Here is a 15,869-nt window from a genome sequence, read left to right on the forward strand (position 1 = left end):
CAGCAGGGGTGTCATCGGGTCGTCATCCACCGCATCCGAGGCCAGATAGCTGTTTTCGACATCCCGTTCCAGCAGGCCTTGCCGTTCCAGATAGCGACCCACCCGGTGGGCGATGGTGTGCGTCAGCGGCACTGTTGCAAATAACCACGAATGGTAAGCTGAAGACTGTTTTAGCTAAAGGTGCAGCATATGAATCCTTTCCATGGTCGGCATTTTCAGGGCGAAATCATTCTTTGGGCTGTGCGCTGGTATTGTAAATATGGCATTAGCTATCGTGAACTGCAGGAAATGCTGGCCGAACGGGGTGTGAATGTTGATCACACGACTATTTACCGTTGGGTTCAACGTTATGCTCCTGAAATAGAAAAACGTTTACGCTGGTATTGGCGTAATCCTACAGATCTGAGCTCGTGGCATATTGATGAAACCTATGTAAAAGTGAATGGACGATGGTCTTATCTGTATCGTGCAGTCGATCAACATGGCGATACCATTGATTTTTATCTTTCTTCTAGACGTAATACCAAATCAGCATATTGTTTTCTTGGAAAAATTTTAAATAATGTGAAGAAGTGGCAAATTCCACAAGTGATCAACACGGATAAAGTACCCACATATGGACGTGCTTTATCACGGTTAAAACGGGAAGGTAAATGTCCACCAGACCTTGAGCACAGGCAGATTAAGTATAAAAATAACGTGATTGAATGTGATCATGGCAAGCTAAAGCGGATCATCAGGGCCACATTAGGATTCAAATCTATGAAGACGGCTTATGCCACAATTAAAGGTATTGAAGTCATGCGTGCACTACGTAAAGGACAAGCATCGTCATTTTATTATGGTCAGCCTCAGGGTGAAGTGTGTCTAATCAACAGGGTTTTCGGTCTCTAAGTACTTTTTAAAGGGAACATCATCGACTCAAATCTCTATTTGCAACAGTGCCATAAAACTCGCCTCTGCTCAGGGGAAGTACAAAGGTCGGGTGCATAAACTAAAGCCTGACCAAGCTGAAGCTTTACGACAAGCATGGAAGGAGGGGAAGTATCCATCGAAAATGGCATTAGGGAAAGCTTTTGGGATTAGTCGTCAGGCGGTATACCGATATTTACAAGTTAGTGAATAGCTTATTGGGATTAGCAACTAAATTTAGTTTAACTTATAAAAATCATGAAACACTGTTCGAATTTTAAGCGTGGAACATGAATAATCAATAAAAAGCCGCTCTGGTGCCCTATATTCCAGAACGGCTTGCTTTAATATAATGATATTTAAAGAGAAATATCAAGCTGTTATTCCCAAGTAGAAATGTCCTACCTAATAACCAAATAGAAATGTCCTATACAGACATTTCCAAGTCAAGCACAGGATTCAGATTTCGTTGTTGAATTGCTGTTTTCTGTGCTCGTCTACGTGGCATAGATTGAGAACGACTTCGTTTGTTTTGCTGTTCTAGTTCTTCATGCTGTTGCTGGATATGGGCCAAGACTGAACTCAAACGTTTATTCTCAACAATCTCTCGCTGGTTCAGCTGACTTAATTTATCGAAGATGCTGTAATTGATTTTTCTTCCCTGATATTCAATGGCGACCGTACCGTCTGGGTATTCTAGAAATTCAATATATTTACCCATGAGACTCTGGTTTTCTTCTTTATTTTCCAGCAGATAGACGCACTTATCATAAGTAATCGTCAGGCTATTCGTGACTCTGCGAGGTTCACGCCAAGTAAAAATATCATCTAACTCTTCGGCTGTTTCCATGATAGGCCGATGTAGATTCTTAGGATTAAAAGCCATCTTGGCGAACTTCTGATTGAACTGCTCAATGAAGCAGGGTAGCCAGACATTAGCTTGCTCAATCGAACAGATGCCTTTCAGGCGCATCTCCTTGATCAGACGGTCCTGAAGGGTTCTGTTGGCCCGTTCCACACGGCCTTTGGCCTGCGGTGAATTAGCGAAGATGATATCGATATTCAGGGTGCTGAGTACACGTCCAAACTGGGTAATCTTGGTGTCTTTCTTGCTGCTTTGATTCACTCTAAAGACTGAATGTTTGTCGCTGTAAAACGCTAAAGGCTTACCGTGCTGTTCGACATATAAGCGTGTTGAGATCATATAGTCAAAGGCTGATTCTGACTCACAGAAGCGTAAATGCTGCAATTTTCCTGTCGCATCATCGATAAATACCAGCAGACAGCATTTAGGGGCTCGTCCTTCAAACCAGTCATGATGTGAGCCATCAATCTGGATCAGTTCACCATAACAGTCCCGGTTATAACGAGGCTGATACGGGCGTTTCAGGCGCTTGGCGCGAGGAATCCACAGATCTGCTGCAATCATCCAGGAACGCAGTGTTTCAACTGAAATATCAAAGCCATGAACAGTGCTGAGCTTTTCATGCGCTAAAGTGGGTCCGAAACCATGGAATTGTTCAGCGACCAGATTGAGGCACTTGAGTCTGAGCTCTTCAGGAAGCCTGGAATTACTGATTTGGCCACGTGCAGCATGTGCTAATGCAGTTGGACCTTGAGCTTTGTATTTTTGCAATAAACGTCTGATCTGACGTTCTGAAATATGCAGTAGCTGAGCAGCCTGGGACTGGGTTATGCGTTGATCACAGATTTCCTGCAAGACCGACAATCGTTTAAGTTCTTTATCCGACATAGACACCAACATATCAAACCGTCCGCTTCGATAATCGCAAAATCACGTATTCTAAAAGCGGACATTTTTACTTTGGAGAAACCGGACATTTCTATTTTGGAGTTACACAAGCATTACGTATAAGGTGTATTATGTTAATTTTAGAGATTCTACATAAACGTAAAATCTCCTGCACTTAGATTCTGGCATGTGTTCCATACTTATCAATCATGATAGAGCTGGCTTCATTTAAGCCACGCACAGTGACATTCACATTATTCTTTTGGAATTTATTTACAACAGAATCAAGCATGGCGACTGATGTTACATCCCAAATGTGAGAATGGGTCAAATCAATAATCACATCCTTTACATCCTCTTTAAAGTCAAACCCTTGCATGAATTTTTCAGAAGAACTAAAGAAGATCTGACCTCTCAAATCATATAAACGGGCTGTTCCTTCAAAAGATGCTATTACTTGGATATCATTTTCAAGTTTATTCGCTAGGAACAAAGCTGAAAGTAATACGCCTGTTAACACACCCAAAGCCAGGTTATGCGTAGCAACAACTACAATCACAGTCGCAATCATGACGATATTACTGCTCTTAGGATTATCTTTTAACTGAGTGACAGAACTCCATTCAAAGGTACTGATAGAGACCATGATCATTACCGCTACCAATGCAGCCATTGGAATCACTTTGAGCCAATCGCTGATAAATACAACCAGAATAAGAAGAAAAATACCCGCAGAGAATGTTGATAAGCGTGTAAGACCACCCGATTTCACGTTAATCATGGATTGACCAATCATGGCACAACCGGCCATCCCCCCCATAAAGCCAGAAGCAATATTCGCGATACCTTGTCCTTTACATTCTTGGAATTTATCACTTGGTGTATCTGTCATTTCATCCACGATGGTTGCTGTCATCATCGATTCAAGTAAACCTACAGCCGCCAGTGCGACTGAATAAGGCAAAATAATCATCAATGTTTCAATATTCAAAGGAATATTTGGAATCAAGAACATTGGAAGTGTGTCAGGTAAAGACCCCATATCGCCCACGGTCCGTACATCAATTCCTAAAGCGATTGCCAATAATGTGATTGCAATGATGCAGACTAGTGGAGAAGGGAGTAATTTTCCTAATTTGGGAACCAGAGGGAAGAGATAAATAATCGCCAAACCTAAAGCAACTAGAGCATATACATGCCAGGTCACATTAATCAGTTCAGGCAACTGAGCCATAAAAATTAAGATCGCTAACGCATTTACGAATCCAATAACCACAGATTTAGATACGAACCGCATTAACTTGGCAAGCTTTAAATAGCCTGCCAATATTTGAATCACGCCTGTCAAAATTGTTGCTGCCAGCAGATATTCAAGCCCATGCTCTTTGACCAATGTGATCATAAGCAGTGCCATAGCCCCGGTGGCAGCTGAAATCATGGCAGGACGACCACCTACGAAAGAAATCACGACGGCAATACAAAAGGATGCATATAGACCGACTTTAGGATCTACACCTGCAATAATTGAAAATGCGATGGCTTCAGGGATGAGTGCAAGACCGACGACTAATCCGGCAAGTACATCCCCACGGATGTTAGAGAACCACTGTTCTCGGACATTAGATAACATAAACATAGCCTGTTTTTTAATTTTTCAGATAGGCTAGTGATGTGATATATACAACACACAAGCGACTACACCACATCACTAGACAGTGATGAGTTATTTACAGATTTAAGACGGTAAATAAACTTAAGGTGGCGTAAGTGTCATAAGATGAAGGAACTTTTTAGAGTAAAAAAAAATCAGGACAAGGGTAACAGCTAGGTACTTTTTTATAAAGCCTGGATGTTATATCCAAGCTTTGTTTAATCGGTATTTTATGAAGCTTTTAGCTCCCCAAGTAATTGACCTATTTCCAAACGTGTATAGCCACGTTCTTTAAAGATCAAAACAATAGCCTGTTTATAATCTTCAGAAATAGCCGTTTTATATTTATTAATTAATTGGATTTCGGAATTAAGCTCGAGGTCATTTTTTATCGTCAATACTTCCGTAGAGACTTTATTAAAAATCTTGAAATTAAACATACAGGCGCTCTTTATCAATATTGTAGCGGCCCGACTACAACAAACACCTGCCTCAGCTTAGCTAGACACCCTTGGGCGCAAGGATTACAAATTCAGCAGGATTCTGCAAGCTTTACCCAATTGAAAGCATTATTATTCATCTAAATACCCGGCCATTTAACATAATGGGCATTATTCGAAATTTATGGAAAATAGTATTATTTATCAATAATTTATGATATAAAAAATCGGGGGCGCAAACCCAAAAAGTCGATTTGGAAACAAGTCGGCTTTTTTCTATTCGATCCTGGCATCTTTCGCCAATCAATTTGTTTAAAAAATAGTCTTTTTTTGCGGTTTTTCCTGATTCTATCAGGTGTCCAGGGCAAAAATTATCCCCAATTTCTGCGGATAAAGCCGGGACAACTTTTAGCCAGATTTGTACGCCCTGGCGCACAAACATTTAGGGATTTTGCGGCTAGGGGATCTGTAGTTTTTTGCTTATGATGAAGTCATACAGGAACAGGAAGTTCCGAAACATACAACAATAATGATAAGTTCAAGCACCAGGACGTGAGGTAGAACAGCAGCCTACCTAGCAGCCAAACACGAAAAACCCCGATATGTCGGGGTTTTTTATTGTCTAACTATGGTAATTAGTTAGTGGTATCTAATTGGTTCTGATTGATAAATTCAATCAGCGTATTCTGAATAAATTCTTCTAACTCAATACCTTGCTCTTTAATTAAGTTTTCAGCCTTTGTAATCGTTTCGCTATCTAATTCAAATGAGATTTCTGCTGAAGTCGATATCAATAAATCATAGTTGTTTTCTACGATTTTTCTAAAGACTCCCTCTGGATTATTCTTTAAGGGCACGTTGAAGGACAGTCGAAGAGCGCTGTTAATAATTTCAACATGGGTATATCCAATATGTACTGTACTTTTTCCTACAAATCCTAAGTGTTTCATAATGATTTTTAAATGTAGTGATAGCAATATCATCATACCTGAAGTAAGGATCAGAAAATATTCAAGGTGTTTCAATTAAAGATGATACTGAGCTTGATGATCTTATGGTTGATATTGTGGAATCACAAGACGAACACGAAATTTTGGCTTTAAAAGTTTCAGATTTTCTGAAAATTTAAAATAACCACAAAGACACCAACAATTCGACGTTAAAATAAGTCGGCTGATGCAAATTCTGACAAATAGATGAGCTAATTAAACATTATATTCAGCTCATATTGTGAGCCGAATATATGCTATATTTAACTCATCTTGGAACGATTCGAGTTATAGATTGAAGATGCAGGAATGGATTTGGCAAACAGAAAACTGGACAAACTTCACATGGCAAGATGAAATCATCCTGCCTAAAACTAGACAAATACATCAAAAAATAGGAATTCTTCTTGGGCAAAGTCAGCATGATTTAGCGAAAGAACAATTTACTTTAGATACTCTACTTGCCAATCTAGTTGCTTCATCAGCGATTGAAAATGAAACTCTAAATGTTTTTTCATTGCGATCATCTCTAGCTCGACGTTTGGGCGTTACTCTTGAACAACCTTATCCAAGCTCAGACAGATCAGAAGGTCTAGCGAATATCATGCTCGATGCGCTTAACAATGTGAAGCAACCGCTCACAGTTGAACGCCTCATGCAATGGCATCGTTGGCTTTTCAATGACCCGGATTGGACAATGCAACGTTTACGCATTGGTCAACTCAGAGGCTCAGAACCTATGCAGGTCGTTTCAGGTCGATTGGATTATCCTACGGTACATTTTGAAGCTCCTCCTAGAGAGGGGCTAGAAAGTCGCTTAAATGCCTTTATCGAGTGGTTTAACCATAGTCTGACCGATTCCTTGCTTGACCCCCTTTTACGCGCAGGCATTACTCATTTATGGTTTGTGACGCTACATCCTTTTGATGATGGTAATGGTCGTATTACACGTACACTGACAGATCTTGCCCTGGCTCAAATGGATGAACAGAGCATTCGTTTGTATGCCATATCTCCTGCGATATTAAACAAACGCAAAAGTTACTATGACATCTTGGAGCAAACCCAAAAAAATGATTCCAGTATCACAGATTGGCTGGTCTGGTTTTTAGATACCTTGAATGACAGCCTTGAAACAACCTTAAAGCGGATCAATCGAACTTTATTTAAAAGTCAGTTTTGGCATAAATATTCTAGTTTAGACCTGCATGAAGGGCAACGAAAGGTTTTAAACCGTTTATTGGATGGCGGGGAAAATGGCTTTGAACATGGCATTAGTGCCTCACAATATCAAAAGGTTGCTAAAGTCAGTAAGGCAACAGCTACCCGCCACTTATCTGACTTGCTTGAAAAAGCATGTATAGTCAAATTAGAAGGTGGTGGACGTAACACACGTTATCAAATCAATACTCAATTATAGAAAGACAAAGAGATTAACTATGATGAATTACTTTGCACAGGATCCCTTCTAGGTAATGTTACCTAGGAGGAATCATGAAAAAACTGAAATATCAGTACCAACAGTCTATCAAAGCACATCCTCATGATTATTTTTGGAAAAAATATCCTAATCTGAGAAGTGTTTATTTTAAAAAGTTCAGTACGCAACAAGAAAGAAGTTTTTATTTCATGCATTGCATTGAATATAAAGACTATCCGCTCAAAATACGTGTTGCCCGTGGTAGTGGTTTGCCCTATGTTTGGGATGATTTCCCGACTTATGTCTATAAATTTTCCAAAAGTTGGAAGCACAATTCCAAACGGAAAAACCAGTACTATAAAGAACATGCGAAATGAGAGCACTTGATAAGCTTACTGGATAAAAATTGAAGTCTGACCCGTTTATCCTCAGCGCAAAATAGTCAAATCTTGATGAGAGGCTTTCAGCACATTGTGGACATACATGGCAATGCTCCAGATTTTCCAAACAATTCTATGCTTTGAAATGAAAGCTGTTATTTTGTAGGATCAAATGACCGCATTCCGTATTTTCTTTCATGTCAGAAACCCAACTCAGTCTCAGTGAATACCTGACCACCGTACAGGAAGTCATCCAGCTGACTTTCGATGAAGCGGTATGGGTCAAAGCCGAGATCCGTAATCTCAGCATCAAAGGCGGGCATTACTATCTGGAACTGGCAGAGAAAGATGAAGACAGCCATAAAGTGATTGCCAGCTGTAAAGGCACCCTGTGGAAATTCACTGAACCGTACCGGGTTTGTCGGAGACTTTTTTATTTAAGTTAGGCCACCTGACCTAACGGGTTAATCTTATCATAGTACATTGCTTCAAACTCAAAAGGCGATACATAACCCAGTGCACTGTGTACACGCTTTTTATTGAACCAATCTACCCAGTTTAGTGTCGCAAGTTGTACATCTGCTAAACCTTGCCAATCTGCTTTTAGATATTCAATCACCTCTGTTTTGTATAAGCCATTCACCGTTTCAGCCAGAGCATTATCGTATGAATCACCAGTTGTACCGACTGATGCTCGTAAATTTGCTGCTTCTAAACGATTGGTATATCGAATGGAAAGATATTGCACACCTCTGTCGGAATGATGAATCACATTCTTTGGCATGCCTCGATCATGAACCGTACCTGGTTTGTGGAAGACTTTTATTTAATGATGTTACGTAGTAAGTGCATGTTGAGCATCTTCGCTACTACATGTTGTAGTCTATTTATAAATTATTAACAACATTATATTAAACAATATAATGTTATTATTTCTCATGAAAATCAGCATCAAAACATAGGTAGCTTTTAAAAACTAAAATGTATAGAATAAAGTGACCAAAATGACATTAAATGATATAAATTGATCGAAATTTTACCACACAAAAAATAAAACAAAACAAATAAAATCATATACTTACTATTAACGCCATTTAATGTAATAAATCTCGGTGACCTTGCCAAGGTTGGGGTCGCGAGTTCGAGTCTCGTTTCCCGCTCCAAATTCAAAAAGCCCTGATCGAAAGATTGGGGCTTTTTTTATTGCCTATTCTAAAATTTTTGAACCTCACCCCAAGCCTGTTCGCCATTCCTGTTTTATCTGGCTGATTTAAATCGTAGTCTAAATGTATAAAAGCGTTTTTAAAAAACTCCCAGTTTTTACGGGCTGCTGTTTATATTTTTATACAGATCAATTGCTTAAATATTCTGCACAATTCAAGCTTTTTCCAGACGCCGGCCCTTTTCAAGCCAGCAGCCACTGTGTATAACAATGAAGCAGACCGGGAAACGGATAAGCATAGGCAAAACCTACGAAAAAGCGTTAGACTATGCCACAATTAATGTCATGAAAATGTCCGTTGAGACAAAAAGAAGGTGAAGGTTGATGCCGCTCAATACAGTTGAAGAGCTAGTAGCAGATATCCGTGCAGGAAAAATGGTTATCCTGATGGATGATGAAGATCGTGAAAATGAAGGCGATTTAGTCATGGCTGCCACGCATGTTCGCCCGGAAGACATCAACTTTATGATCACCCATGCCCGCGGTCTGGTCTGCTTGACCCTAAGCCGTGAGCGTTGCCAGCAATTAAACCTACCCTTAATGGTCGATGCCAACGGCGCCCAGCATGGCACCAACTTTACCCTGTCGATTGAAGCCGCAGAAGGCATCACCACCGGAATTTCCGCGGCTGAACGTGCGCATACCATTCGCACGGCGGTTGCCGCCCATGCCAAACCGGCCGATATTGTCCAGCCGGGCCATATTTTCCCGCTGATGGCGCAACCAGGTGGTGTGCTGCACCGTGCCGGTCATACTGAAGCCGGCTGTGACCTGTCCCGTTTGGCTGGTCTAGAACCTGCTTCGGTGATTTGTGAAATTATTAAAGAAGATGGCACCATGGCGCGCCGTGCCGATCTGGAAGTGTTTGCCGAAAAACACGGTCTGAAAATGGGCACCATCGCCGACCTGATCCATTACCGCATGACCAATGAACAAACCGTTGAGCGTCTGGATCAGCAGACTATTGATACCGAATATGGCAGCTTTGACCTGTATCGTTACCGTGAACTGGGTAACCCGGATATTCATCTGGCGCTGGTCAAAGGTGAGCCAAAAGATGGCGTGACCACCGTTCGCGTGCATGGTTTTAACCCAACCCGTGACCTGCTAAAACTGAACAAGCAGGATGGTGAACCGGCCTGGAATCTGGACCGTGCCTTAAAAGAAATTGCCAATAGTGATCGTGGCGTATTGGTCTGGATTGGCCAGCGTCATCTGCAGGATTTAGGTCCGGCACTGGACAGCTTAAATGCACCGAAGAAAAGTAAATCCAATGCGGCGCTGTCTCAGCAGTATCAGACCATTGGGGTAGGTGCACAGATTTTACGTGATTTAGGTGTTGAAAAAATGAAGCTGCTCAGCTCGCCATTACGTTTCAATGCCTTGTCCGGCTTTAACTTGGAAGTGGTGGAATACGTCACCGCACAACAAACAACTTAAGAAATCATCGAGGTTTGCTATGGCAGTTCGCCGTATTGAAGGTATGTTACATCTCGCGAGCGAAGGCCGTTACGCGATTTTAGTTGGTCGTTTTAATAGCTTTGTGGTGGAACATTTGCTGGAAGGTGCCATCGACACATTGAAACGTCATGGTGTATCAGAGGATAATATCACTGTTGTTCATGCACCAGGGGCGTGGGAACTTCCGGTTGTTGCGAAAAAACTGGCAGCATCTGATCGTTTCGATGCCATTATTGCACTGGGCGCGGTGATTCGTGGCAGTACGCCTCACTTCGACTTTGTTGCAGGCGAATGTGCCAAAGGTTTAGGCGTGGTTGGCCTGGACACTGGCTTACCGGTCATTAACGGTGTATTGACTACGGATAGTATCGAACAAGCGATTGAACGCTCGGGTACAAAAGCAGGTAATAAAGGTAGCGAAGCTGCTTTAACTGCAATTGAAATGGTTAACTTGTTAAAGGCTATTTAACGCTATGTCGCAAACACTTCAAGCAACTTATGCAGCAAAACGTAAAGCACGTCGTTTTGCTGTACAAGGAATTTATGAATGGCAGATGAGCCACAATCCGGTGCACGAGATTGAAGCACGCACGCGTGTCGAAAATGCCATGCACAAAGTGGATCTCGGCTATTATCATGAATTGTTGACTCAAGTGGTTGCCAATCATGAAGCATTGGATGCGCTCTTAATCCCTGTGCTTGACCGCGAAATTGATGCCCTTGACGGCGTTGAACTCGCAACCCTTCGTCTGGGCGCCTATGAATTGAAAGAACATCTGGAAATTCCATATCGCGTGGTTTTAGACGAAGCCATTGAGCTGGCAAAACATTTTGGCGGTGCAGACAGCCATAAATACATTAACGGTGTTCTTGACCGTTTGGCCAGCTCATTACGTGCAGCAGAAAAACAGCAATCTAAATAATTGACAGATTGATGCGATGGCTGAGTTTTCCATTATTGACACCTATTTCAATCGGCAGCACGGCAGTTCTGTCGACTTAGGTGTTGGTGATGACTCAGCCGTGCTGACTCCTCCCCCACAGCAACAGCTGGTGATTTGCGCCGACACGCTGGTTGCTGGACGACACTTCCCATTAGATACTGATCCACATGCCATTGGCTGGAAATCTGTTGCAGTCAATCTCTCCGATATTGCTGCCATGGGTGCCACGCCGCACAGTATTCTACTGGCCTTGAGCCTACCCCAAATTGATCACGACTGGCTGAAAGCCTTTAGCCAAGGTCTGTATGATTGCTGCGATCAATTTGGGGTGCGCTTAATTGGTGGAGATACCACCCAAAGTCCGCATTTAACCTTATCCGTGACCGCCTTGGGCTGGATAGATACCGGTCAGGCGATTACCCGCGCCGGTGCCCAGCCTGGTGATTATATCTGTGTCAGCGGCACCGTCGGTGATGCCGCCTTTGGTCTGAAACATCCGGGACATGCACTGCAGCAGCGTCTGGATTATCCAACCCCGCGCTGCGAACTGGGCCAGCAACTCAAAGGCCTGGCCTCGAGCATGATTGATGTTTCAGATGGTCTGGCCCAAGACTTGGGACATATTCTTAAAGCCTCAAAGGTTGGTGCCACGCTGGATCTGGATCTGTTACCGCTTAGCGATACTCTGCGTCATTTACCTGACACACAGCGCTGGCAATATGCGCTGGCTGGCGGCGATGACTATGAACTGTGCTTTAGCATCAGCCCGCAGCATTTTGAACAACTTTTACAACAACCGCTGAATGTCCGCGTTACCAAGATTGGACAAATTCATGCAGCACCCGAACTTCATTTTGTGCAGAATGGCGTAGATCATTCGCTCCAATTCCAGGGATACCAACACTTTGCCTAAACCTGCCATTCATTTTAAAGCGATGAGCTGGCCCGACCGCCTGGTTGTCTTCTGTGGGGTCGGGTTTGGATCAGGCCTGTTACCCAAAGCTCCCGGCACCTTCGGCTCGGCTTTTGCGCTGCTATTTATTCCGCTGTGGCTGTGGCTTGGTTTTGCCTATTCGGTTGTGGCGATTCTGCTGATGTCACTGGTCGGGATTTATATCTGCGGGCAAACCGCGCGGGTCATGGGCGTCCATGATGATGGCCGTATTGTCTGGGATGAATTTGCCGGACAGTCGATTACCTTTTTACCGCTGATCTATTTTGGCCAGATGAATACGATGTGGGTCATTGCAGGCTTTGCCCTGTTCCGGCTGTTTGATGTCTGGAAACCCTGGCCCATCCGGGTGATTGACCGTCAGGTCGATGGCGGCTTTGGCATTATGCTGGATGATCTGATTGCCGGACTCTGGGCAGCAATCTGTATTTTAATTTATCTTTATTTTATTTTGGTTTAGCAATAACTAGGATTATACATGTCTACCACCGTGATTATTCTTGCCGCAGGGAAAGGAACGCGTATGCGCTCCAGCCTTCCGAAAGTGCTTCAACCCCTTGCAGGACGCCCGCTTCTGGGTCACGTGATTGAAACGGCACAACAATTACAAGCAGATAATATTATTACCATTTATGGCCATGGCGGCGAACAGGTGCATCAGGCCTTTGCCCATGAAACGGTTCAATGGGTGGAACAGGCCGAGCAGCTCGGGACCGGACATGCGGTCCAAATGGCGCTGCCGGTACTGGGTCAGGATGGTGTTTCAATTATTTTATCCGGTGATGTGCCGTGCATTAGCCAGGCCACCTTAGAGCAACTGGTCGAGGCCAGTCAGGCTACCGGTATTGGTCTGGTCACGTTAACCCTGCCAGATGCGACCGGTTACGGCCGTATTGTACGTGACAATGGCCAGATTCAGGCCATTGTTGAACACAAAGATGCTTCTGAGACACAGCGCCAGATTCAGGAAATCAATACCGGCATTTACTGCGTTAGCAATGCCAAACTGCATCAATGGTTACCAAAGCTGTCCAATGACAATGCACAGGGCGAATACTACCTGACCGATATTGTGGCCATGGCCATTGCCGATGGCATGCAGGTGGCTTCGGTGCAGCCGGAACGTGCCTTTGAAGTCGAAGGTGTCAATGACCGGGTGCAACTGGCCGCATTAGAACGTGAATTTCAAAGCTTCCAGGCCAAACAGTTAATGCAGAAAGGCGTGCATCTGATTGATCCAAGTCGCTTCGACTTACGTGGTTCACTCAAAGTAGGTCAAGACGTACGTATCGACATCAATGTGATTATTGAAGGTGAAGTCGAGCTCGGCGATCGCGTTGAAATTGGCGCAGGCTGTGTGATTAAAAACAGCAAAATTGCGGCCGGCACCAAAGTCCAGCCGTACAGCGTCTTTGAAAATGCTGTTGTCGGTGAAGATGTACAGATTGGTCCATTTGCCCGCTTGCGTCCGGGTGCAGTGCTGGCCAATGAGGTGCATATTGGCAACTTTGTTGAAGTCAAAAACACCCAAATTGGTGTCGGCTCCAAAGCCAATCACTTTACCTATTTAGGCGATGCAGAAGTCGGTGCCGGTTCCAATATTGGCGCAGGCACCATTACCTGTAACTATGACGGCGCCAATAAATTCAAAACCATCATTGGCGATGCGGCTTTCATTGGCTCAAACAGCTCGCTGGTGGCACCAGTAACCATTGGCAACGGCGCAACGGTGGGTGCCGGCTCGGTAATTACCCGTGATGTGGCTGACCATAGCCTGGCCTTTGAACGCTCAAAACAGTTGAGTAAAGATAATTATCAACGTCCCCAAAAACTGAAAAAATAAGAGGAAAAGATTATGTGTGGTATCGTCGGTGGCGTTGCAGAACGTAATATTAGCAATATCCTGATTGAAGGCTTAAAGCGTCTGGAATACCGGGGCTATGATTCCGCCGGTCTGGCGCTAATCAATGGCGGTCATGTATTACGTGAACGTCGTGTCGGGAAAGTGGCCAATCTGGAACAGGCAGTTATTGAAGCCGAATTAACCGGTTCTTTAGGGATCGCACACACGCGCTGGGCGACCCATGGCAAGCCGACTGAAAACAATGCCCATCCGCATATTTCGGGCAATGTGGCGGTGGTGCATAACGGAATTATTGAAAACTTCCAGGAACTCAAAGATGATCTGGAAGCGCTTGGCTATGTGTTTACCTCGCAAACCGATACCGAAGTGGTTGCGCATCTGGTCAATGATGCCCTGAAATCCACCCCAAGTTTACTGGAAGCAGTGAAACAGGTGGTGCCGCAGCTCAAAGGCGCCTATGCACTCGGTATTATCCATACCGACCATCCGGATGAACTGATCACGGTTCGTGAAGGTTCACCTTTGGTGATTGGTGTTGGGATTGGCGAGAACTTTATCAGCTCGGATCAGCTGGCGTTGTTGCCAATTACCAACCGCTTTATTTATCTGGAAGAAGGCGATATTGCCCGTTTAACCCGTGAAACCATCGAAGTTTTTGTTGATGGTCAGCTGGTGAACCGTCCGGTGAAAGAGCTGGATGCAACGGTCAGCAATGCCTCTAAAGGTGAATACAAGCACTACATGCTCAAAGAGATTTATGAGCAGCCAGAAGCGATTCAGCAAACCATTTCTCAGGCCTTAAATGGCAATGCGCTGCGTGAAGACTTTCTGGCCCAGGCCGAGCAGGACTTCGCCAACATCCAGCAGGTGCAGATTATTGCCTGCGGTACCAGTTACCATGCCGGCATGATTGCCAAGTACTGGTTTGAACAGCTGATTGATGTACCATGTCAGGTCGAAATTGCCAGCGAATACCGCTATCGTACGCCAGTGATTGTTAACAACACCCTGTATATCTGTATTTCCCAATCGGGTGAAACCGCCGATACCTTGGCTGCACTGCGCGATACCCAAAAACGTGCTGCAGCCAAAGCGCTAAACATCTGCACCATGGCAATTTGTAACGTAGCCACCTCATCAATGGTACGCGAAACCCATCACAGCCTGTTAACTTTGGCTGGACCGGAAATTGGCGTGGCATCAACCAAAGCCTTTACCACGCAACTGGCTGCGCTGATGCTGCTGATTCTGAAAATTGGTCAGGTCAAACAGAGCATTGCTGAAAAAACGGTCACCGAGATTATCGCGGAATTGTGGCACACGCCAAAAGTGATTCTGGATACCCTGCAGCATAACCCGGCGATTCTGCACTTATCCGAGCTGTTTGTGGAAAAGAACCACTGCCTGTTCCTCGGCCGTGGCACCCAGTTCCCGATTGCGCTTGAAGGTGCCCTGAAGCTGAAGGAAATTTCCTATATTCATGCCGAAGGTTATGCCGCCGGTGAGCTGAAACATGGTCCGCTAGCTCTGGTCGACAATGAAATGCCGGTGGTGATTCTGGCACCAAAAGATGACATGCTGGATAAACTGAAATCCAATATGGAAGAAGTACAGGCCCGTGGTGGTGAGCTGTTTGTCTTTGCCGATGAGCACAGCGGCATTAAAACCAAAGAGCGTCAGCATGTGGTACATATTCCATCAATCAGTGCGGTGCTGGCGCCAATTGTCTACAGTATCCCAGTACAGCTGCTGTCCTATCATGTCGCGGTACTACGTGGTACCGATGTGGATCAGCCACGTAACCTGGCCAAATCGGTGACGGTAGAATAAGCAAAACAGAAAAAGGCTGGTTCACCGGCCTTTTTTCTTCTGCATGGAGAA

The 15,869-nt window shown here is 44.1% G+C and carries 14 protein-coding genes and 4 pseudogenes; 13 read left to right on the forward strand and 5 right to left on the reverse strand.

Annotated features, from left to right (window positions below):
- Positions 1 to 189 precede the first annotated feature (189 nt).
- Together FTT64_RS10155 and FTT64_RS10160 are read left to right on the forward strand one after the other, a co-directional pair.
- Positions 190 to 894, forward strand: a complete 705-nt coding sequence (locus FTT64_RS10155; RefSeq protein ID WP_180185153.1) for an IS6-like element IS1006 family transposase — start codon at positions 190 to 192, stop codon at positions 892 to 894.
- 52 nt (positions 895 to 946) lie between these two features.
- A pseudogene (locus FTT64_RS10160) lies at positions 947 to 1,126 on the forward strand (recombinase family protein); the annotation flags it as partial.
- 213 nt (positions 1,127 to 1,339) lie between these two features.
- Here FTT64_RS10160 and FTT64_RS10165 read toward each other — a convergent pair.
- The 4 genes from FTT64_RS10165 to FTT64_RS10180 all read right to left on the reverse strand — a co-directional run bounded on the left by FTT64_RS10165 (position 1,340) and on the right by FTT64_RS10180 (position 5,706).
- Positions 1,340 to 2,665 carry an ISNCY family transposase gene (locus tag FTT64_RS10165; protein ID WP_180182353.1) on the reverse strand — a complete coding sequence of 442 codons (1,326 nt, stop codon included), beginning with the start codon at positions 2,663 to 2,665 and terminating at the stop codon, positions 1,340 to 1,342.
- Between the two features lie 175 nt (positions 2,666 to 2,840).
- Positions 2,841 to 4,295, reverse strand: coding sequence for a SulP family inorganic anion transporter (locus tag FTT64_RS10170; protein WP_180055195.1), 1,455 nt, complete (start codon positions 4,293 to 4,295; stop codon positions 2,841 to 2,843).
- Positions 4,296 to 4,546: 251 nt separating this feature from the next.
- Positions 4,547 to 4,756, reverse strand: coding sequence for a hypothetical protein (locus FTT64_RS10175; protein WP_005098942.1), 210 nt, complete (start codon positions 4,754 to 4,756; stop codon positions 4,547 to 4,549).
- Between the two features lie 635 nt (positions 4,757 to 5,391).
- Positions 5,392 to 5,706: a hypothetical protein gene (locus FTT64_RS10180; RefSeq protein ID WP_095706048.1), complete on the reverse strand. Its 315-nt coding sequence runs from the start codon at positions 5,704 to 5,706 to the stop codon at positions 5,392 to 5,394.
- A gap of 59 nt (positions 5,707 to 5,765) precedes the next feature.
- On the opposite strand from FTT64_RS10180, the pseudogene FTT64_RS14545 reads away from it, so the two are divergent.
- From FTT64_RS14545 to FTT64_RS10195, 4 genes and pseudogenes are all read left to right on the forward strand, one after another.
- A pseudogene (locus tag FTT64_RS14545) lies at positions 5,766 to 5,885 on the forward strand (type II toxin-antitoxin system death-on-curing family toxin); the annotation flags it as partial.
- Between the two features lie 161 nt (positions 5,886 to 6,046).
- On the forward strand, positions 6,047 to 7,165 hold the full coding sequence (locus FTT64_RS10185; RefSeq protein ID WP_180055193.1) for a Fic family protein: 1,119 nt from the start codon (positions 6,047 to 6,049) through the stop codon (positions 7,163 to 7,165).
- A gap of 74 nt (positions 7,166 to 7,239) precedes the next feature.
- Positions 7,240 to 7,542 (forward strand): hypothetical protein, encoded by a 303-nt coding sequence (locus FTT64_RS10190; protein ID WP_127801937.1) that lies wholly within the window; start codon positions 7,240 to 7,242, stop codon positions 7,540 to 7,542.
- Between the two features lie 200 nt (positions 7,543 to 7,742).
- Positions 7,743 to 7,949, forward strand: a pseudogene (locus FTT64_RS10195) (exodeoxyribonuclease VII large subunit); the annotation flags it as partial.
- Between the two features lie 38 nt (positions 7,950 to 7,987).
- Here FTT64_RS10195 and FTT64_RS10200 read toward each other — a convergent pair.
- A pseudogene (locus FTT64_RS10200) lies at positions 7,988 to 8,344 on the reverse strand (integrase core domain-containing protein); the annotation flags it as partial.
- A gap of 747 nt (positions 8,345 to 9,091) precedes the next feature.
- Here FTT64_RS10200 and ribBA point away from each other — a divergent pair.
- Genes ribBA through glmS form a run of 7 tightly spaced genes read left to right on the forward strand, consistent with a single transcriptional unit; the run spans position 9,092 to position 15,818 of the window.
- Positions 9,092 to 10,207 carry a bifunctional 3,4-dihydroxy-2-butanone-4-phosphate synthase/GTP cyclohydrolase II gene (gene ribBA, locus FTT64_RS10205; protein ID WP_104473595.1) on the forward strand — a complete coding sequence of 372 codons (1,116 nt, stop codon included), beginning with the start codon at positions 9,092 to 9,094 and terminating at the stop codon, positions 10,205 to 10,207.
- A 19-nt stretch (positions 10,208 to 10,226) separates the two neighbouring features.
- Positions 10,227 to 10,697 carry a 6,7-dimethyl-8-ribityllumazine synthase gene (gene ribE / locus FTT64_RS10210; RefSeq protein WP_005181338.1) on the forward strand — a complete coding sequence of 157 codons (471 nt, stop codon included), beginning with the start codon at positions 10,227 to 10,229 and terminating at the stop codon, positions 10,695 to 10,697.
- A 4-nt stretch (positions 10,698 to 10,701) separates the two neighbouring features.
- Positions 10,702 to 11,151, forward strand: coding sequence for a transcription antitermination factor NusB (gene nusB, locus FTT64_RS10215; protein WP_005181335.1), 450 nt, complete (start codon positions 10,702 to 10,704; stop codon positions 11,149 to 11,151).
- Positions 11,152 to 11,167: 16 nt separating this feature from the next.
- The gene (thiL, locus tag FTT64_RS10220) at positions 11,168 to 12,085 is read left to right on the forward strand and encodes a thiamine-phosphate kinase (protein WP_104505833.1); all 918 of its coding nucleotides are present in this window, start codon (positions 11,168 to 11,170) and stop codon (positions 12,083 to 12,085) included.
- Positions 12,086 to 12,107: 22 nt separating this feature from the next.
- A complete protein-coding gene (locus FTT64_RS10225; protein WP_104472366.1) occupies positions 12,108 to 12,584 on the forward strand; it encodes a phosphatidylglycerophosphatase A in 477 nt (158 codons plus the stop codon).
- 18 nt (positions 12,585 to 12,602) lie between these two features.
- Positions 12,603 to 13,967 (forward strand): bifunctional UDP-N-acetylglucosamine diphosphorylase/glucosamine-1-phosphate N-acetyltransferase GlmU, encoded by a 1,365-nt coding sequence (glmU, locus tag FTT64_RS10230; RefSeq protein ID WP_180182352.1) that lies wholly within the window; start codon positions 12,603 to 12,605, stop codon positions 13,965 to 13,967.
- 12 nt (positions 13,968 to 13,979) lie between these two features.
- Positions 13,980 to 15,818, forward strand: a complete 1,839-nt coding sequence (gene glmS, locus FTT64_RS10235; protein ID WP_104500500.1) for a glutamine--fructose-6-phosphate transaminase (isomerizing) — start codon at positions 13,980 to 13,982, stop codon at positions 15,816 to 15,818.
- Positions 15,819 to 15,869: the final 51 nt, after the last annotated feature.

Origin of the sequence: Acinetobacter sp. Q186-3 (genome assembly GCF_013420655.1) — a bacterium.
GTDB lineage: Bacteria > Pseudomonadota > Gammaproteobacteria > Pseudomonadales > Moraxellaceae > Acinetobacter > Acinetobacter indicus.